At 70.1% G+C, this 17,850-nt stretch carries 17 protein-coding genes; 10 read left to right on the top strand and 7 right to left on the bottom strand.

All coding sequences use genetic code 11. The features are described from left to right. Nucleotides 1-24: 24 nt before the first annotated feature. The gene (locus OAW74_RS14525) at nt 25-972 is read right to left on the bottom strand and encodes a zinc-binding dehydrogenase (protein ID WP_262875110.1); all 948 of its coding nucleotides are present in this window, start codon (nt 970-972) and stop codon (nt 25-27) included. 274 nt (nt 973-1,246) lie between these two features. On the opposite strand from OAW74_RS14525, the gene purL reads away from it, so the two are divergent. Genes purL through OAW74_RS14505 form a run of 4 tightly spaced genes read left to right on the top strand, consistent with a single transcriptional unit; the run spans nt 1,247 to nt 5,520 of the window. After that, nucleotides 1,247-3,580, top strand: a complete 2,334-nt coding sequence (gene purL, locus OAW74_RS14520; RefSeq protein WP_262875109.1) for a phosphoribosylformylglycinamidine synthase subunit PurL — start codon at nt 1,247-1,249, stop codon at nt 3,578-3,580. 21 nt (nt 3,581-3,601) lie between these two features. After that, nucleotides 3,602-3,733 carry a hypothetical protein gene (locus OAW74_RS14515; RefSeq protein WP_262875108.1) on the top strand — a complete coding sequence of 44 codons (132 nt, stop codon included), beginning with the start codon at nt 3,602-3,604 and terminating at the stop codon, nt 3,731-3,733. A 44-nt stretch (nt 3,734-3,777) separates the two neighbouring features. Next, a complete protein-coding gene (locus tag OAW74_RS14510) occupies nt 3,778-4,617 on the top strand; it encodes a hypothetical protein (protein ID WP_262875107.1) in 840 nt (279 codons plus the stop codon). A 27-nt stretch (nt 4,618-4,644) separates the two neighbouring features. After that, on the top strand, nt 4,645-5,520 hold the full coding sequence (locus OAW74_RS14505) for a hypothetical protein (RefSeq protein WP_262875106.1): 876 nt from the start codon (nt 4,645-4,647) through the stop codon (nt 5,518-5,520). Nucleotides 5,521-5,641: 121 nt separating this feature from the next. Here the strand turns inward: OAW74_RS14505 and OAW74_RS14500 are convergent, their stop codons facing one another. The 3 genes from OAW74_RS14500 to OAW74_RS14490 form a co-directional block, all read right to left on the bottom strand. After that, nucleotides 5,642-6,529 (bottom strand): glycine betaine ABC transporter substrate-binding protein, encoded by an 888-nt coding sequence (locus OAW74_RS14500; RefSeq protein ID WP_262875105.1) that lies wholly within the window; start codon nt 6,527-6,529, stop codon nt 5,642-5,644. Nucleotides 6,530-6,648: 119 nt separating this feature from the next. Continuing rightward, the gene (locus tag OAW74_RS14495; RefSeq protein ID WP_262875104.1) at nt 6,649-7,539 is read right to left on the bottom strand and encodes an ABC transporter permease; all 891 of its coding nucleotides are present in this window, start codon (nt 7,537-7,539) and stop codon (nt 6,649-6,651) included. Then, nucleotides 7,536-8,858, bottom strand: coding sequence for a quaternary amine ABC transporter ATP-binding protein (locus tag OAW74_RS14490; RefSeq protein ID WP_262875103.1), 1,323 nt, complete (start codon nt 8,856-8,858; stop codon nt 7,536-7,538). Before OAW74_RS14490 ends, OAW74_RS14495 begins: the two co-directional genes overlap by 4 nt. Before the next feature lie 350 nt (nt 8,859-9,208). Here OAW74_RS14490 and OAW74_RS14485 point away from each other — a divergent pair, with 350 nt between their 5' ends. The 3 genes from OAW74_RS14485 to OAW74_RS14475 are packed head-to-tail and all read left to right on the top strand — an operon-like array spanning nt 9,209 to nt 11,189. Further along, on the top strand, nt 9,209-9,589 hold the full coding sequence (locus OAW74_RS14485; RefSeq protein WP_262875102.1) for a GntR family transcriptional regulator: 381 nt from the start codon (nt 9,209-9,211) through the stop codon (nt 9,587-9,589). Further along, nucleotides 9,586-10,485 (top strand): ABC transporter ATP-binding protein, encoded by a 900-nt coding sequence (locus tag OAW74_RS14480; protein ID WP_262875101.1) that lies wholly within the window; start codon nt 9,586-9,588, stop codon nt 10,483-10,485. Before OAW74_RS14485 ends, OAW74_RS14480 begins: the two co-directional genes overlap by 4 nt. After that, on the top strand, nt 10,482-11,189 hold the full coding sequence (locus OAW74_RS14475; RefSeq protein WP_262875100.1) for a hypothetical protein: 708 nt from the start codon (nt 10,482-10,484) through the stop codon (nt 11,187-11,189). Before OAW74_RS14480 ends, OAW74_RS14475 begins: the two co-directional genes overlap by 4 nt. A gap of 6 nt (nt 11,190-11,195) precedes the next feature. Here the strand turns inward: OAW74_RS14475 and OAW74_RS14470 are convergent, their stop codons facing one another. Next, on the bottom strand, nt 11,196-11,489 hold the full coding sequence (locus OAW74_RS14470; RefSeq protein ID WP_262875099.1) for a chorismate mutase: 294 nt from the start codon (nt 11,487-11,489) through the stop codon (nt 11,196-11,198). Nucleotides 11,490-11,543: 54 nt separating this feature from the next. On the opposite strand from OAW74_RS14470, the gene OAW74_RS14465 reads away from it, so the two are divergent. Then, nucleotides 11,544-12,704, top strand: coding sequence for an AI-2E family transporter (locus OAW74_RS14465; RefSeq protein WP_262875098.1), 1,161 nt, complete (start codon nt 11,544-11,546; stop codon nt 12,702-12,704). Between the two features lie 96 nt (nt 12,705-12,800). Here OAW74_RS14465 and OAW74_RS14460 read toward each other — a convergent pair whose 3' ends face one another. Together OAW74_RS14460 and OAW74_RS14455 are read right to left on the bottom strand one after the other, a co-directional pair. Further along, nucleotides 12,801-13,997, bottom strand: coding sequence for a lactonase family protein (locus OAW74_RS14460; protein ID WP_262875097.1), 1,197 nt, complete (start codon nt 13,995-13,997; stop codon nt 12,801-12,803). Between the two features lie 184 nt (nt 13,998-14,181). Continuing rightward, a complete protein-coding gene (locus OAW74_RS14455) occupies nt 14,182-15,468 on the bottom strand; it encodes an adenylosuccinate synthase (RefSeq protein WP_262875096.1) in 1,287 nt (428 codons plus the stop codon). Nucleotides 15,469-15,618: 150 nt separating this feature from the next. Between OAW74_RS14455 and OAW74_RS14450 the strand changes: the two genes are divergently transcribed. Together OAW74_RS14450 and OAW74_RS14445 are read left to right on the top strand one after the other, a co-directional pair. After that, on the top strand, nt 15,619-16,314 hold the full coding sequence (locus tag OAW74_RS14450) for a DUF1684 domain-containing protein (RefSeq protein ID WP_262875095.1): 696 nt from the start codon (nt 15,619-15,621) through the stop codon (nt 16,312-16,314). A gap of 38 nt (nt 16,315-16,352) precedes the next feature. Then, the gene (locus OAW74_RS14445) at nt 16,353-17,849 is read left to right on the top strand and encodes an ABC transporter substrate-binding protein (protein WP_262875094.1); all 1,497 of its coding nucleotides are present in this window, start codon (nt 16,353-16,355) and stop codon (nt 17,847-17,849) included. Nucleotide 17,850 lies beyond the last annotated feature (1 nt).

The following is a 17,850-nucleotide window of genomic DNA, read 5'->3' as shown; positions in this document are numbered from 1 at the left end:
GCATCCGTCAACCCCTCGGGCGACTCAGTCGAACGTCGCGACCAGGCGGCCCCTCACCTCGCCGCGGTGCAGGCGCTCGAGTCCCTCGGGAATCTCGTCGAACCCGATCGTCGTCACCTGCGGCACGAGGTCTCCGGTCTTCATGAACTCGTAGATGCCGGCAATGTCGGCCTTCGAGCCGCCGTTCGACCCGCGCAGGTTGCACTGGTTGAGAATCAGCGACTTCGTGCTGATCGTCGCTTCGAGCCGGCCCATCCCCACGACGACCACGGTGCCGTCGCGGCGGATGATGTCGACCGCCTGCGCCGTCGTCGAGCCGAAACCGGCGAAGTCGACGATGACGTCGAAGACGACACCGGGGAAGTCGGCGATGGATGCAGCGACCCCCGCCGCACCGATCTCTGCGGCGAGCGGCCACACCGCCTCGTTGACCTCGGCGACGTAGACCGTGGCGCCGGCGAGCACCGCGACGCGGGCGCCGATCTGGCCGAGCCCGCCCAGGCCGATGATGCCGACGGTGTCACCCGCCTTCACGCCGCCGTTGGTGATGACCGCCGCATGCGAGGTCATGCCGGCATCCGTCGCGGCTGCGCCGAACACGTCGTCGACGCCGTCGGGAATTGGCACGAGGGCTTCGGCCGCGACCGCCATCTTCGGAGCGAAGCCGCCGTCGAACGAGTAGCCGGGGGCACCTGCGGGAGTCGTCGGGCAGACGCCGAACCGATCGCCCAGGGCGATGCCCTCGACGCCCTCGCCGATCTCGATCACGACGCCGGCGTTCTCGTGGCCGATTGTGATGGGGCGCTTGGCCAGCATCGACAGCCAGCCCTCGTCTTCGAGCAGCCCCACATCGGAGTGACAGAGCCCTGCCGCCGTCATTCTCAGCACGACCTCGCCTGGCCCTGCGACCGGGTCTGCGACCTCGCTCAGCACGAGGGGTTCGTGGGTGTCGGTGAACTGCCAGGCCTTCATCGCCTGCTCCCTTCCTCACGCCCGTGGGGCGCCCACGGGGCGTCTTCGACGCTACGCCGACCGATCCCCGCGCCGCTGGCCGGGGCACCGTGACTATCCGCGGGCGGAGCACGCCGCATCCGCCCCCGTCCATCTGTCGGACCGGTGGGACGGATGCTGCCCCCTGCAGCCCCGAACCCCACTCCAGCCCCGCCGATCCGACGCCTGAGCACGCCCGGCCGGGGCGGCTAGGATTGAGTCCGTCCGGCGACCGCGAATACTGGAGCTCAGCCGCATGACCACCCCCTCCTCGGCGCACGTCGCCGACACTGTCGACAACGCGATCGCGACGCCCGAGAAGGAGCAGCCCTACGGGGCGCTCGGACTCAAGCCCGACGAGTACGACGAGATCAAGACGATCCTCGGCCGCCGCCCCACCTCGGGCGAGCTGGCGATGTACTCGGTGATGTGGAGCGAGCACTGCTCCTACAAGTCGAGCAAGATCTACCTTCGGCAGTTCGGCCAGAAGGTCAGCGACGAGATGCGTGAGAACCTCATGGTGGGCATGGGGCAGAACGCCGGCGTCGTCGACATCGGCGAGGGCTGGGCGGTCACCTTCAAGGTCGAGAGCCACAACCACCCGAGCTACATCGAGCCCTTCCAGGGCGCCGCGACCGGCGTCGGCGGCATCGTGCGCGACATCATCTCGATGGGCGCCCGCCCCGTGGCCGTCATGGACCAGCTGCGCTTCGGTGCCATCGACAACCCCGACACCGCCCGTGTCGTGCACGGCGTCGTCAGCGGCATCTCGTTCTACGGCAACTGCCTGGGCCTTCCCAACATCGGCGGCGAGACGGTGTTCGATGCGGTCTACCAGGGCAACCCCCTCGTCAACGCCCTCGCGGTCGGTGTGCTGCGCCACGAGGACCTCAAGCTCGCCAACGCCTCCGGCGCCGGCAACAAGGTCGTGCTGTTCGGTGCGCGCACCGGTGGTGACGGGATCGGCGGCGCCAGCATCCTCGCCTCCGACACGTTCGCCGACGGCGGCCCCACCAAGCGCCCCGCCGTGCAGGTGGGCGACCCCTTCGCCGAGAAGGTGCTCATCGAGTGCTGCCTCGAGCTCTACCGCGACGAGCTCGTCGAGGCCATTCAGGACCTCGGTGCCGCCGGCATCTCGTGCGCCACCAGCGAGCTGGCCGCCAACGGCGGATCGGGCATGCGCGTCGACCTCGAGAACGTGCTGCTGCGCGACCCCACGCTCACGCCGGAGGAGATCCTCATGAGCGAGAGCCAGGAGCGGATGATGGCGATCGTCGCTCCCGAGAAGCTCGAGGCGTTCCTGGCCGTCACCGGCAAGTGGGACGTCGAGACCAGCGTGCTGGGCGAGGTGACCGGCGACGGGCGTCTGCAGATCTTCTGGCACGGCGAGCAGATCGTCGACGTCGACCCGTCGACCGTCGCCGTCGACGGCCCTGTGTACGAGCGCCCTGTCGCCTACCCGACGTGGATCGACGCGCTGCAGCTCGACTCGGCCGCGGCCCTGCCCCGCACCGACGACCCCGAGGCGCTACGCGAGCAGTTCCTGCAGCTGGTGTCGAGCCCCAACCTCGCCGACACGAGCTGGATCACCAACCAGTACGACTACTACGTCATGGGCAACACCGCCCTGAGCTTCCCCGACGACGCCGGCATGATCCGCGTCGACGAGCACTCCGGCCTCGGCTTCGCGATCGCCACCGACTGCAACGGCCGCTACTGCCAGCTCGACCCCTATCAGGGCGCCAAGCTCGCCCTCGCCGAGGCCTACCGCAACGTCGCCGTCACGGGCGCGAAGCCGGCCGCCGTCACCGACTGCCTCAACTTCGGCAGCCCCGAGAACCCCGAGGTCATGTGGCAGTTCGGCCAGGCCGTCGAGGGCCTCGCCGACGGCTGCCTCGAGATCGGCATCCCGGTCACCGGCGGCAACGTCAGCTTCTACAACCAGACCGGCGACCAGCCGATCTTCCCCACCCCGGTCGTGGGCGTGATGGGCGTGATCGACGACGTCGGCCGCCGCATCCCGAGCGGCTGGCAGGACCCGGGCGAGAACATCTACCTGCTGGGTGTCACCGCCACCGAGCTCAGCGGCTCGCAGTGGGCGGCGACCATCCACGACCACCTGGGCGGACGCCCGCCGGCGGTCGACCTCGCCGCCGAGAAGCGCCTCGCCGAGCTGCTGCACGCCGGCGGCCAGCAGTCGCTCATCTCCAGCGCCCACGACGTCTCGGGCGGCGGCCTCGCACAGACCCTCGCCGAGGGCGTGCTGCGCTTCGGTGTCGGGGCGCGCGTGTGGCTCACCGAGATCATGGAGCGAGACGGGGTGGATGCCGCATCCGCTCTCTTCTCGGAGTCCACCGGCCGCGTCGTGGTCACCGTCCCCCGTGAAGACGACGTGAAGTTCCGCGGGCTGTGCGACGGCCGCGGCTACCCCGTGCTGCGGATCGGCGTGACCGACTCGGCCGCCGACGGCGACCCGGCCGCCCTCGAGGTGCAGGGCGTGTTCACGGTGACCGCCGCCGAGCTGCGCGAGCGCTCGGGCGCGACGCTGCCCGACGCGTTCGGGCCGATCGTGCGCGAAGTCGTCGCCTGAGCCGCCGATAGACTGACGCGCATGGCAGACGACGACTACGAAGACTTCGCGGCGGCACGGCAGAAGCGCGTCAAGGTCGTCGCCTGGGTCGTGATCGTGAGCCTCATCCTCGTCGCCGGCGGCGCGACGGTGCTCGCGCTGCTGTTCGGCTGACCGACTCACTGCCGGTGATCAGCACCGGTGGGTAGCCTGGAGGGGTGGATCCCCTCTGGGTGTGGGCGGCCGAGATGTGGTGGATCGCGCCGGTGGTCGTCGGCGCGGGAACCCTCGGCTGGGTCGGCGTGCGCCACCAGCGCGCAGAGTCGGCCCGTCGCCTCGAGTACGACGCCGCCCGGCACGAGCTGCGCGCCGCGCGCTCGGAGGCGCTGCAGGCCCGCTCGTCGGCGAGCCTCGCCAAGGCAGATCTCGCCCGCCTCGAAGCCGACCGCATCCGCCCCGCTTCGTCCGCCGAACTCGCTGCCGCCCGCCGCGAGCTGCAGCGCCGCCAGCAGGAGGCGAGGGCGACCGCGACCGACGTGCGCGCCCGCCGCGCCTATGTGCGGGCCGCCCGGTCGGCCGTTCCCGTCCCCGGGGCGGACCCGTCGGCGCTGCCGCTGCGACGCGTGATCGCCGAGCACGACGCGATCACGGCGCGCTGGATGGCCTACGAGACCGACCCGGCCAGGCTCATCGCCTTTCCGACGATGAGCGACGGGCGCCAGCCGCTCACGGCCGCCTACCTCGCCGAGCAGTCTCAGGCGCTCGCGCTGCGCCCGTCGCCGACGGCGCGCGTGACCCCCGTGCAGTACGCGGCGTACCGCGACGCCGTGCATCGCGTCGCCCGCGCGTTCGACGCCGCCGAGCAGTCGGCGTGGCGCGCGGCGCGCGCAGCGGGCACCGTGCCGCCCGACACGACTCCCCCGGCGGATGCCGCCGCACCGCCGCACTGGACGGACCTCGCGCAGTCGGTCGCCCAGACGGCCCTCGCCGCCACCGCCGAGGCGATCGCGCGGGCCACCGAGCGGGCCGCGGGAAAGCGCCCGCCCGAGCGCCCGTGACACGGCCTGCCTGACATGATGGGCGCGATGGATCAGTTCTGGATGTTCCTCGGGAGCTACTGGTGGCTCGTGTTCCCGCTGTTCGGCGTGGCCGGCGCCGTCGGCAGGTCGTGGGAGCGCTCGGCCCGCCGCCGCCACACCCGGCGGCTCGAGGTGCTGCACGCGAAGGCGGAGCTGCGGGCGGCGACGGCCGCCGCGAAGGCGCTGCCCGTCACGGGGGCGGTGCCCACGGCATCCGGCCCCGCAGCGACCGGTCGCGTGGCGACCGGCTCCCAGCTGGAGTCGCTGTTCGCCGCGCACGACGCGGTGACCGCTCGCTGGCTCGACTATGAGCTCGACGTCGCCAAGCTCATCGCCTTCCCCGCGATGAGCGACGGGCGCCAGCCGCTGACGGCGGCGTTCCTGCGGGCCAAGAAGGTCGCCGACAACCTGCGGCCGGCCTCGGCGAAGGCCAAGCTCACGAAGGACCAGCTGGCCGAGTACCGCAGCGCCGTCACCGATTTCGAGGTCGCGTTCGACCTCGCCGAGCGCGACGCCCGGCGCGTGCGCGACTCGACGTTCACCGACGGCGAGCGCAAGCGCCTCGACACAGCCAAGCAGCTGCTGACGGTCGCGATCGACCAGGCCGCGACCCCCGCCGAGCGGCAGCTCGCCTACCGGCGCGTGCGGCAGGAGCTCGACGGCCTCATCTCGCTGTCGGACGAGGCGCTCGAGGTGCTCGAAGAGAAGGTCGCCCTCGAGCTGCCCGCAGCCCCGACGAGGCCGGGCACGGCGGCGCCGCAATCGGTTCCGGCTCCTCCGACTCCGGCATCCGCGACCCCGCCCTCGGCGACCTGGCCGGTGCCGGCGCGCGGCTCGGACACGCCACCCGGTCGCGTCACGCGCCCCAAGCCCCACCCCTGAGATCAGGAGATCTCGCCGAGACAGGCCGATCCCGCAGAAATCGACCTGCCTCAGCCGGATCACCTGATCTGGAAAATCCGCCGGCGCGAGATCACCTGATCCGGCCGGCGCCCGACCCGCCTCAGGAGGTCAGCGCGTCGACCCACTCCTGGTTCTGCCCGATCCACTCCTGCACGACCTGGCCGTAGTCGTCGCCGTCGTACTCGTTGAACATCGCGTTCTCGAGCGAATACAGCGTCTCGCTGTCCATCTTGAAGGCGCTCAGCCACGCGAAGACCTCGGGCTGCTCCTGCTCGAACGAGGTCGAGGCGAACGAGTGGATGCCCTCGGCGTCGCCGAGCAGCCCCTTCGGGTCTTCGAGATCCTTGATCGGGAACGCGTCGTAGGCCCAGTGCGGGCGCCAGAGGGTCACGAGCACGTTCTCGCCGGCATCCGTCGCGGTCTTCAGCTCGGTGAGCATGGCGGGAGTCGACGAGGTGAGGTGGTCGAAGGCCTCCAGGCCGTACCCCGGGATCACGGCCTCGTCGGTGACGGTGGCGAGCCCCGACCCCGACTCGATGCCGATGATCGTGCTGTCGAACAGATCGGCGTTCGCCGCCAGCTCGTCGAGCGAGTCGATCGGCGCGTCTTCGTTCACGGCGAAGGTGAGCTGCGCCTCGTCGTTCCAGACGCCGAGGTCGACCATGTCGTCGCCGTACTCGGCGATGTAGTCGGCGTGCGTCAGCGGCAGCCACGTGTCGAGCGTCACGTCGTAGTCGCCCGCCGCGATGCCGTTGTAGACGGCGGCCGGGTCGGCGTACTCGAGCTCGACGGCGTAGCCCTTGTCTTCGAGCACGGCCTTCCACAGTTCGGATGCGGCGATGCCCTCGTCCCAGCCGTTGAACACGGCGATCGTGATGGGTTCGCCCGCCGCCTCTCCGTCGCCCGCGGCGCTGCCGCAGCCGGTCAGCGCGAGCGCCGCCGCCGAGGTGAGGGCGAGCGCGCCCATGGTTGTCTTCCTCTTGGTCATCGTGACTTCCTCTCCGCCCGCGTGCTGTGCGCGGGCCGGTCGTTGTGGTCGGGCGTGAAGGCTCCACGCCCCTCGCGAGTGATGGGCTCGCAAGTCGTAAAGAAGAGCGGATGCCGCCGCTACGCCGCCGCGGCGACCTCGCGCTCGACAGGCGCCTGCGCCGCCGCCCGCACCCTGCGCGGCTCGCGCTTCGCGAGCGCGGCGGTGAGGCGGTCGAGGATCATCGCGATGATGACGACCGACAGGCCCGCCTCGACGCCCAGGGCGATGTCGATCTTGCTGAGGCTCTGCACGACGTCGCCGCCCAGACCCCCCGCGCCGACCATGCCGGCGATGACGACCATCGACAGGCTCAGCATGATCACCTGGTTGACGCCGGCCATGATCGACGGCAGCGCGAGCGGCAGCTGTATCTGGCGCAGGATGCGGCCGGGTGTCGCCCCGAACGCGTTGCCGGCCTCGACGACCTCGCGGTCGACCCCTCGGATGCCGAGCTCGGTCAGCCGCACTGCGGGAGCGAGGGCGAACACGATCGTCGCGACGACGCCGGGCACGACCCCGACGCGGAAGAGCATGAGCGCGGGGATGAGGTAGACGAAGGCGGGCATCGTCTGCAGGAAGTCGAGCACCGGCCGCACGATCTTGGAGACCGTGCTGCTGCGCGCGGCCCAGATGCCCAGTGGCACACCGATCGCCAGCGCGATCACCGAGGCGAACAGCACCAGCGCGAGCGACTCCATGGCGTTCTCCCACTGGTCGACGCCCACGATCACGAAGAGGCCGATCGCCGTCCCGGCGGCCAGCCACGCGCCGCGGGCCCAGAACGCCAGCGCCGCGAACACGGCGATGACGATCCAGAACGGCGGGGTCACCAGCATCCACTCGAGGCCCTCGTAGACGGCGAGGATGAGCGAGCGCAGCCCGTCGAAGAACCAGCCGAGCGTCTCGACGAGAAAGCGCACGACCGCCTCGGCGGCCTCGCCCAGGGGTAGGCGGAACAGATCGTTCATCGGGCACCGCCCTTCGCCGCGAGGGCGCCGTCGACGGGCGCGGCCTCGGTGGGTTCGGCGAGCTCTGCCAGTGACGCGATGATCGCTGCCTGCGGCACGGTGGGCGCCGGTTCGATCACGTCGATCTCGCGCGTGGTGGCCGGCACGTTGCCCAGGGCCGCCAGCAGCGTCACGCGCGGGATCGTGCCCAGGAGCCTGCCGCCTGCGTCGACGACGGCGACCGGCACGGCGGATTCGACCGAGCGCTCCACGACGTCGGTGAGCGGATCGTCGGGCCCGACGGTCGCCACGGCGCGGTCGACGAGCGCGCGCAGGTCGGTCTGCCCGGCCTTGACGGCGCGGATCACGGCGCGATCGGTCACGGCGCCCAGCAGGCGCCGGTTCTCGACGACGAACACCGAACCCACCTGCAGTTCGCGCATGGCGCGCAGGGCTCCGCGCACGCCGGCGGTCACGGGGGTCGTCGCGTGCGCGGGCTCCATGACGGCGCCGGCGGTGAGCACCCTGGCCCGGTCGACGTCCTGCACGAACTGCGCGACGTAGTCGTTGGCGGGGTCGGTGAGGATCTCTTCGGGTGTGCCGTTCTGCACGATGCGCCCGTCGCGCATGACGGCGATGCGGTCGCCGAGGAACATCGCCTCGTTGAGGTCGTGGGTGATGAAGATGATGGTGCGGCCGAGTTCGCGCTGCAGTTCGACCAGCTGCTCCTGCATCTCGCGGCGGATGAGCGGATCGAGCGCCGAGAACGCCTCGTCCATCAGCAGGATGCCGGTGCCGGCCGTCAGCGCGCGGGCAAGGCCCACCCGCTGCTGCATGCCGCCGGAGAGCTCCGAGGGCATCGCCTCGGCGCGGTCGCCCAGGCCCACCCGCTCGAGGATCTCGAGCGCGCGTCGGCGTCGTTCGGTGCGCCCGACGCCCTGGATCTCGAGCGCATAGGCGGCGTTGTCGAGCACCGTGCGGTGCGGCAGCAGCGCGAAGTGCTGGAACACCATCGAGATCGACTCGCGGCGGATCTCGCGCAGCTGGGCGGCGGAGGCGGAGCGGATGCTGCGCCCCTGCACCGTCACGTCGCCGCTGGTCGGCTCGAGCAGACCGTTGAGCATGCGGATGATGGTCGACTTGCCAGAGCCCGACAGGCCCATGATGACGAAGATCTCGCCGGGGTTCACCGTGAAGCTCGCGTCGATCACGGCGGCCGTGCCTGCGTCGGCCACCTCGGCACGCGTCGCGCCGTCTTTCAGCCGCCGCACCGCATCGCGCGGGCTGCGGCCGAAGACCTTGTAGAGATGGGTCGCTTCGAGAGCGTGGGGGATGGTCACTTGCTTCACCTCGTCGGCCCCGCGCAGGGGCCGCTCCGGTTACGCCCGGGTGACGATCATCGGCGCTCGGCGGCACCCCGGCACACGCTCGGTGCGGGGTTCGGGAGCACTCCGGCGACACACATCTGGTCTGTCGCCACAGACCGCCGACCATACGTCCGCCGGGTCTGCGCACGGGGGATGAAGTGCGCTCCGCAGCGGCCGCGGACTGGTCGTCGAAGACTCGCGTCTTCTTCTTCCACGGTAACGAGCGAGCTGAATCGTTGCAAATGCATGCATCGGTTGACACCTCTGTCCGTCGCGTTCTATGGTTAGTTAGTCAACTAGGTAACCAACAGAGCGGAGTCGAGGTGATCGAAGAGGGCAGGGCGCTCTTCCTGCAGATCGCAGAGAGCGTGGAGGACTCGATCGTCGACGGCAGTCTCGCCGAAGAGGCTCAGGCGCCGTCGACCAACGAACTCGCCGCCTTCTACCGCATCAACCCCGCCACCGCCGCGAAGGGAGTGGCCATGCTCACCGACAAGGGAGTGCTCTACAAGCGCCGCGGCATCGGCATGTTCGTCGCCCCCGGTGCACGCGACGTGCTGCTGGCCGAGCGCCGCGCAGCCTTCGCCGACCGCTACCTCGACCCGCTGCTGGTCGAGGCCCGCAAGCTCGGCCTCGACGCCGACGACCTCACCCGTCAGCTGCGCGAGCGCGCAGCATCCACCCAGGAAGGAATCACCCGATGAGCGGCGTGATCGAGGTCTCCGGCCTCACCAAGCGCTATCGCGACACCACCGCTCTCGACGACGTCTCCTTCTCGATCGAGAAGAACGCGATCTACGGTCTGCTGGGTCGCAACGGCGCCGGCAAGACCACCGTCATGTCGATCCTCACGGCGCAGAACTTCGCGACGACCGGCGAGGTGCGCGTGTTCGGCGAAGACCCGTACGAGAACGAGCGCGTGCTCAGCCGCATGTGCTTCGTGCGCGAGAGCCAGAAGTACCCCGACGACGCCACACCGCGCCACGCGTTCCGCATCGCACGGCTGTTCTTCCAGAACTGGGACCAGCCGCTCGCCGAGCGCCTCATCGCCGACTTCCAGCTGCCGGTCGACAAGACGATCAAGAAGCTCTCGCGCGGCCAGCTCAGCGCCGTCGGCGTGGTCATCGGGCTCGCCTCGCGCGCCGAGGTCACGTTCTTCGACGAGCCCTACCTCGGCCTCGACGCCGTCGCCCGCCAGATCTTCTACGACCGTCTGCTCGAGGACTACGCGGAGCACCCCCGCACGATCGTGCTCTCGAGCCACCTGATCGACGAGGTCGCGAACCTGCTCGAGCGGGTGATCGTGATCGATCGGGGGCGCATCCTCATCGACGAGGCCACCGACGCCATCCGCGAGCGCGCTGCGACGATCGTGGGCGACGCGGCGGCCGTGGATGCGTTCACCGCCGGCCGCGAGGTGATCCACCGCGAGAGCCTGGGCCGGGTCGCAAGCATCACGGTGCTGGGAGCCCTCGACGGCGCGGACCGCGCCGCACTCGCGCAGGCGGGGCTCGATGCCGCCCCCGTGTCGCTGCAGCAGCTGATCGTGCGCATGACGCAGCACGCGGCGGCAGCCGTCGACGAAGGAGCACTCCGATGAACCGCACCCTGAATGTCGTGCGCATGCAGCTGGTGAACCGGCAGACCTACATCTGGGTGCCGCTGATCATCATCGGCAGCGCGTGGGTGATCAGCTACCTCATCTACGCGATCATCGGCGCCGGCCTCGGCGCACACCCGGCCCGCGGAGAGGGCTTCAACGGAGCCTCGCAGGCACCGCTGTGGTACTTCCTCGCGATCGGCGTGCAGGCGCTCACGCTCACCTTCCCGTTCTCGCAGGCGATGAGCGTGACGCGGCGCACGTTCTTCCTCGGCACGACCCTCGTCACGGCCGCCGCGGGCGCCGTGCTGGCGACGCTCTACACGCTGCTGAAGCTCCCCGAGCTCGCGACGAACGGGTGGGGCGTGGGCTCGTACATGTTCGCCCTGCCGTGGGTGACCGACGGCCCGTGGTACCACGGCTGGCTGTTCTTCTTCGCCGTGACGGTGCTCTTCTTCATCCTCGGATTCTGGTTCGCCACGATCTACAAGCGCTTCGGCGTGGCCGCGCTCACGAGCGCCCTCGTGGCCCTCGCGCTGCTGCTCGTCGGCGCCGTCGCGCTGATCACCTGGCAGCAGTGGTGGGGCTCGGTGGGTGCGTGGCTCGCGCAGCAGTCGTCAGGCCAGATCGGGGCGTGGATGCTGGCGGTCGCCGTCGTGCTCGGACTCTCGTCGTACCTCACGCTGCGCCGCGCGACCCCCTGAGCGCGCTCAGCTCGCGGCGGCCTCTTCGTGGTGGCGGATGACCTCGGCCACCACGAAGTTGAACCACTTCTCGGCGAAGGCCGGGTCGAGGTCGGCCTCGGCGGCGAGCCGGCGCAGGCGCTGCACCTGCTGCTCCTCGCGGTTCGGATCCGAGGCGGGCATGCCGTGCTCGGCCTTGAGCACGCCCACCTGCTTGGTGGCGCGGAAGCGCTCGGCGAGCATGAAGATCAGCGCGGCGTCGATGTTGTCGATCGTGCCGCGAAGCCGCAGCAGGGTCTGCATCGGGTCGGTATCGGTCATGGCTCCTCCTCGCCCTTCGACACTACCGGGCCGTCTCGGCTCTAAGGTGTGACCATGAGCGACCAGACCGCCTCGCCCGAGCCCACCGCACCCGAGGTGCTGCGCGCCGACGCCGCTGCGGGCACGGATGCGGCAGCATCCGCCCCCGTCAGCCCCGACACGCGCCGGTGGACGTCGCTGAGCAACCCCTTCGCGGTCGGCTTCTCACTGACCCTCGGCGGGCTCGTCGCGATCCTGCTCGGCCTTGCCGTCTCGAACCTGTCGACGATCCTGATCTACATCGCCTTCGCCCTGTTCGCGGCCCTCGGGCTCAACCCGGTGGTGAGCAGGCTCGAGCGGGCGGGGCTGTCGCGGGTGTGGGCGATCGTGCTCGTCTACGCGGCGTTCGCCCTGGTGATCGTCGGGGTGCTGTGGCTCATCATGCCCACGGTCGTCAGCCAGATCGCGCAGTTCATCGGCGACATCCCCTCGATGATCCGCGACTTCGAGCAGACCGACGCCTACGCGTGGATGGTCACCACCTTCGGCGACCAGGTCGACACGATCGTCTCGCAGCTGCAGAGCTTCATCACGAACCCCGCCAACATCGCCGCGATCGGCGGCGGCGTGCTGCAGGTCGGGGTCTCGATCGCCACGACCATCTCGGGCCTGATCATCGTGCTGGTGCTGAGCCTCTACTTCCTCGCGTCGCTGCAGCCGATGAAAGACAGCTTCGTGCGGTTCGCGCCGGCCCGCAGCCGCGCCAAGGTCGCCGGCATGACCGACGAGATCACCGAGTCGGTCGGCGGCTACCTCATGGGCATGGTGGTGCTCGCGTTCTGCAACTCGGTCGTGGCGTTCCTGCTGCACTTCTTCCTCGGGCTGCCGTTCCCGGCGCTGATGGCGGTCGTCGCCTTCTGCATCACGCTCATCCCGCTCATCGGATCGGTGCTGTTCTGGGGCATCGCCACGGTGCTCGCCCTGTTCACCAGCCCGGTGTCGGCGCTCATCTTCGCGATCGTCTATCTCATCTACATGCAGATCGAGGCATACTTCCTCACGCCCCGCGTCATGAGCAAGACGATCTCGGTGCCGGGCGCCCTCGTGATCATCGGCGCGATGGTCGGCGGCACGCTGCTGGGCCTGCTCGGCGCGCTCGTCGCGATCCCGGTGACCGCCAGCATCCTGCTCATCCTCAAGCAGGTCGTGATCCCCAAGCAGGACGCGAAGCTCTGACCCCTCCCTCCTCCATGTGGCACACATGAAGGCCTCAGGCCGACTCGAGCCCGCCAGGTGTGCCACCTGGTGGCGAAGGAGAGCGGCAGGGGCCCCTTAAGCCGGCAGCGGCAGAAGGCACGTCGGCGAGGGCGCAGCCGTGCGATGACGGATGCCGCCGGGCACCCCCGTACGCAGGTCGAGGGTGAGCGAAGCCACCTCGTCGGAGCGCTGTCCGGCCACGAGCAGCGTGTCGCGCACCACGACGTGGTGCCGAGGCCAGTCGACACCCGACTCGACGAGGGCGATGGGCTGGAGGTCTGCTCCGGTGCCGCGCACTCTGAGCGTCGCGAGGGTGTTCGACCCGCGCACCCCGGCGTACACGAACTCCCCGTCGCGCGAGGGCGCGAGTTCGGCGGCGAGGTCGAGGCCGGCCGTCGTCGCCGGTGAGAGCGGGGTTCCGGCCACGACGCTCCACGTGCCGTCGGCGGCCTGGGCCAGCACGAACACCTCGCAGCTGAGCTCTGTCACGACGTAGAGATGCCCACTCGGATGCCACACCATGTGCCGGGGTCCCGTGCCCTGCGGCAGCGCGATGGCCTGCGCGAGCCGCAGCCCGTCCGCCCCCGCGCGCCAGAACCGCACGAGGTCGAGCCCCATGTCGGTCGTGGCGATCAGCCCGCCGGGCAGGAAAACCGAGTGGTGCGACCGCGAGACGCGGTCGGCGACCGGGGCGGCGGCATCCGTGTCGTCGGCGACCGGCTCGTCGCGACCGTAGTCGGGCACGAGGTGCGCGTACTCGTCGCCGGCGGCCTCGCGGAGGGCCCGCGCGGCGGCGGCGAGATCGATGCCGACGGCGGCATCCACCGTGGTGGAGCCGGATTCGCCGGTATGCGGATCGATCGCCGCCGGTGCGATCCACGGCGACGACAGACGCCCCGCACCGTCGAGCTTCATGCGCACGACGCGGCCGTCGCCCCAGCACGCGGCCATGAGCGACCCGCCGTCGGGCGCGACCGCGACATGGCAGACGAGCTCCCCGGCCTCGACCGGGGCCCCGAACGCCGCCCACGACGTCTCGCCGGTGCGGCGGAACGCCTGTACCGCGCCGGTGCCCTCGAGTGCCGCATAGAGCACGTCGAGCGACGGATGCCGAGCCACCCACGACGGCGAGCCTCCCGTCGCGACCGCGTCGCCGGCGAAGCCCAGGGATCCTCCGGCGAGCACCGCGTCGGCGGCGCCGGCGAGCAGCATCCCGATCCCGCTCGCGCTGCCGTCCATCTCGGCCGTGTATCCGCCGACCAGCAGCCTCATCGCCGCACTCCCGCCTCGAGCGTCCGGCCCGCCGCCCCGCTCGGCGAGATCAGGAGATCTCGCTCAGGCAGGTCGATTGCGCGCCCGAACGTCCTGTGTCGGCGAGATCTCCTGATCTCGCCCGCGCCCGCGCCCACGCCGAAGCCCTCACCCACGCCCGCGCCCGCGCCGGCCAGCAGCCTCATCAGTCCACGAGGTCGTGGCGCACGATGACCGCATCGCGGGCGGCGCCCACGCCGATCACCGAGATGCGGGTGCCGCTCATCGCCTCGAGGGCCAGCACGTAGTCCTGAGCCTCCTGCGGAAGCTCTTCGAAGGTGCGTGCGCCCGAGATGTCGTGCTTCCAGCCGGGGAAGTACTCCAGGATCGGCGTCGCGTGGTGGAAGTCGCTCTGGTTCACGGGCACCTCGTCGAAGCGCACGCCGTCGACGTCGTAGGCGACGCACACGGGGATCCGGTCGAGCCCCGTGAGGATGTCGAGCTTGGTCAGCACGAGGTCGGTGATGCCGTTGATGCGCGTCGCGTAGCGGGTGATCGGGGCGTCGTACCAGCCGACCCGGCGAGGGCGCCCTGTCGTCGTGCCGAACTCGAACCCGCGCGAGCGCAGCCATTCGCCCGACTCGTCGAACAGCTCGGTCGGGAAGGGGCCCGACCCGACGCGGGTCGTGTAGGCCTTGACGATGCCCACGATGCGGTCGAGGCGGTTGGGGCCGACTCCCGCGCCGGTCGAGGCGCCGCCGGCGGTCGCCGACGACGACGTGACGAACGGATAGGTGCCGTGGTCGACGTCGAGCATGGTCGCCTGACCGCCCTCGAACACGACGACATCGCCCGCGTCGAGCGCCTCGTTCAGCAGCAGGCTCGTGTCGGCGACCATCGGCCGGAGGCGCTCGACGTACGACAGCAGGTCGTCGACGATCTCGTCGGCGGCGATGGCTCGACGGTTGTAGATCTTCAGCAGCAGGTGGTTCTTCTGCTCGAGCGCGCCCTCGACCTTCTGGCGGAGGATGTTCTCGTCGAAGAGGTCCTGGACGCGGATGCCGACGCGGTTGATCTTGTCGGCATACGCGGGGCCGATGCCCCGACCGGTCGTGCCGATCATGCGCTTGCCGAGGAAGCGCTCGGTGACCTTGTCGAGCGTGCGGTGGTACTGCGTGATGATGTGCGCGTTGGCGCTCACCTTGAGGCGCGACGTGTCGACGCCGCGGGCCTGCAGTGCCTCGAGCTCGCCGAACATGACCTCCAGGTCGATCACGACGCCGTTGCCGATGACGGCGTTGACGCCGTCGGAGAGGATGCCGGAGGGCAGCAGGTGCAGGGCGTACTTCTCGTCGCCGATGACGACGGTGTGGCCGGCGTTGTTGCCGCCGTTGAACTTGACGACCCAGTCGGTGCGGTCGCCGAGCAGGTCGGTCGCCTTGCCCTTGCCCTCATCGCCCCACTGGACGCCGACGATCACGATGCCTGGCATGGGTTCACTCCCCCGTTGTCGGACGGTTACACCCCATCGTATCGAGCACCCGACCGACACCCTGCGGGAATACGTCGGCTCCCGCGCGCATTGCGCCCTATGACGGCCCGATTCGGCCACTCCCCCTCTGCGACCGACCATGGAAGAACCATGCCCTCCCCCGAAGACCACGCCCGCTGGCAGGCCGACCGCCGCGCCGCGGTGACCTCGCCCACCGGAAACCTCGCCCTCGTCGAGACCCGCTGGACGGTCGCCGAGCCCGACCTCGACGCCGCGCGCGCAGAGGCCGCGCCCACCGCCACGGTCACCCCCATCCAGCGCAGGAGCATCGACACGGGCGCCGCCGAGCACGGCCTGCGGGTGTGGGATGCCGCATCCCCCGCCATCGCGGCGTTCGAGGCCATCGACACCTACCCCTTCGATCCCGCGTGGGTGCTCGAGGCACGGTTCACCCCCGTGTCGGCGGAGCGCACGGTGCCCTTCGAGCACATCCGCGACAACGGCGGAACGCGCGAGCTCGTCGTGCCCGGCGACATCGAGTTCACCCTCGACGGCACCGACTACCGCCTCGCCGCCTTCGACGACGGCGGCAGGCTCCTGCTGGTGTTCGCCGACCAGACCAACGGCACCGAGACCTACGGCTCCGGCCGGTTCCTCTTCGTCGAGCACCAGGACGACGAAGGCACCGTCGTGCTCGACTTCAACCGCGCCTTCGTGCCGCCCTGCGGCTTCTCGGCCCAGTACAACTGCCCCCTGCCTCCCGCCGCGAACCGGTTCGCACTGCCGATCCGCGCCGGGGAGAAGAACGTCGTGTTCCGCGACGGCTTCGACATCTACGCGGCGTGACCCGCCGCATCCACAGCACCACCCACCGGAGAGACCCCATGAAGAGATCCCTCATCGTCGTGTCGTCGGCGATCGCCGCGGCCCTCGTGCTCGCAGGCTGCTCGTCGAGCGGCACCGACACCGCCGCCGACCCGGCCGACGCCACCGTCTACATCGGCTCGCTCTACGAGCCGCAGAACCTCAGCAACACGCAGGGCGGCGGCCAGGGCGTCACCGAGGCGTTCAACGGCAACGTCTACGAGGGGCTGTACAAGCTCACCGACGACGGTGCGGTCGAGCCGCTGCTCGCCGCGGGCGAAGAGGTCAGCGAAGACGGCCTCACCTACACGATCACGCTGCGCGACGATGTCACCTTCCACTCCGGCAAGGCGCTCACGAGCGCCGACGTCAAGGCCAGCGTCGAGGCGGTCACCGCCGAAGACTCGCAGTCGGCCCGCAAGTCGGCGTTCAGCGTGATCAGCGCGATCGACACCCCCGACGAGAAGACCGTCGTGTTCACCCTGTCGCAGCGCTCGATCTCGTTCCTCTACAACCTGAGCTACATCTGGATCGCGAACGCCGAGGCGGGCGACCTGACCCAGAGCGAGGACGGCACCGGCCCGTACACGCTCGACGAGTGGAAGCAGGGCAGCACCCTGACCCTCACCCGCTTCGACGACTACTGGGGCGAGCAGGCGAAGAACGCCGAGGTCGTCTTCACGTACTTCACCGACGCGACGGCCGAGAACAACGCCCTCCTGACCGGAGAGATCGACATCATCACGAGCGTGCAGAGCCCTGACTCGCTCAGCCAGTTCGCCGGCACCGACGACTACGTCGTGAGCGAGGGCACCTCCACCACCAAGGAGCTGCTCGCCTTCAACGACCGCGTCGCGCCCTTCGACGACGCCCTCGTGCGCAAGGCCGTCTACTCGGCGATCGACACCCAGAAGCTGCTCACGTCGATCTGGGGCGACTACGGCACGCTGATCGGCTCGATGGTTCCGCCGACCGACCCCTGGTACGTCGACCTCACCGGCGTGAACCCCTACGACCCCGACCTCTCGCGCGACCTCCTCGCCCAGGCCGGCCTCGAAGACGGCTTCACGTTCACCCTCGACACCCCCAGCTACGACCCGCACCCGGCCGTCGCCGAGTTCCTGCAGTCGCAGCTGGCCGAGGTGGGGATCACCGTCGAGATCAACACGATCTCGGCCGACGAGTGGTACACGAAGGTCTTCCAGGAGCGCGACTTCGAGGCGACGCTGCAGGAGCACGTCAACGACCGCGACGTCGTCTGGTACGGCAACCCCGACTTCTACTGGGGCTACGACAACGCCGACGTGCAGCAGTGGGTCGCCGAGGCCGAGCAGGCCGCCACGACCGACGAGCAGACCGAGCTGCTGACCAAGGTCAACCAGCAGATCGCCGAAGACGCCGCGAGCGTCTGGCTCTACCTCTACCCGCAGATCGTCGTCGCCTCCAGCGACGTGAGTGGTTACCCTGTCAACGGCTTGAACTCGCAGTTCTTCGCCTACGACATCGTCAAGTCCTGAT

The sequence above is a fragment of the Microbacterium fluvii genome (assembly GCF_025515205.1).
Taxonomy (GTDB): Bacteria; Actinomycetota; Actinomycetes; order Actinomycetales; family Microbacteriaceae; genus Microbacterium; species Microbacterium fluvii.
The sequence above is the reverse complement of the archived record's forward strand: the minus strand, read 5'-3'. Positions and strand labels throughout refer to the sequence as shown.

Coding starts and splice junctions, on each gene's coding strand:
- OAW74_RS14525 (WP_262875110.1), bottom strand. CDS start 972: ATGAAGGCCTGGCAGTTCACCGACACCCACGAACCCCTCGTGCTGAGC.
- purL (WP_262875109.1), top strand. CDS start 1,247: ATGACCACCCCCTCCTCGGCGCACGTCGCCGACACTGTCGACAACGCG.
- OAW74_RS14515 (WP_262875108.1), top strand. CDS start 3,602: ATGGCAGACGACGACTACGAAGACTTCGCGGCGGCACGGCAGAAGCGC.
- OAW74_RS14505 (WP_262875106.1), top strand. CDS start 4,645: ATGGATCAGTTCTGGATGTTCCTCGGGAGCTACTGGTGGCTCGTGTTC.
- OAW74_RS14500 (WP_262875105.1), bottom strand. CDS start 6,529: ATGACCAAGAGGAAGACAACCATGGGCGCGCTCGCCCTCACCTCGGCG.
- OAW74_RS14495 (WP_262875104.1), bottom strand. CDS start 7,539: ATGAACGATCTGTTCCGCCTACCCCTGGGCGAGGCCGCCGAGGCGGTC.
- OAW74_RS14480 (WP_262875101.1), top strand. CDS start 9,586: ATGAGCGGCGTGATCGAGGTCTCCGGCCTCACCAAGCGCTATCGCGAC.
- OAW74_RS14475 (WP_262875100.1), top strand. CDS start 10,482: ATGAACCGCACCCTGAATGTCGTGCGCATGCAGCTGGTGAACCGGCAG.
- OAW74_RS14470 (WP_262875099.1), bottom strand. CDS start 11,489: ATGACCGATACCGACCCGATGCAGACCCTGCTGCGGCTTCGCGGCACG.
- OAW74_RS14465 (WP_262875098.1), top strand. CDS start 11,544: ATGAGCGACCAGACCGCCTCGCCCGAGCCCACCGCACCCGAGGTGCTG.
- OAW74_RS14460 (WP_262875097.1), bottom strand. CDS start 13,997: ATGAGGCTGCTGGTCGGCGGATACACGGCCGAGATGGACGGCAGCGCG.
- OAW74_RS14455 (WP_262875096.1), bottom strand. CDS start 15,468: ATGCCAGGCATCGTGATCGTCGGCGTCCAGTGGGGCGATGAGGGCAAG.
- OAW74_RS14450 (WP_262875095.1), top strand. CDS start 15,619: ATGCCCTCCCCCGAAGACCACGCCCGCTGGCAGGCCGACCGCCGCGCC.
- OAW74_RS14445 (WP_262875094.1), top strand. CDS start 16,353: ATGAAGAGATCCCTCATCGTCGTGTCGTCGGCGATCGCCGCGGCCCTC.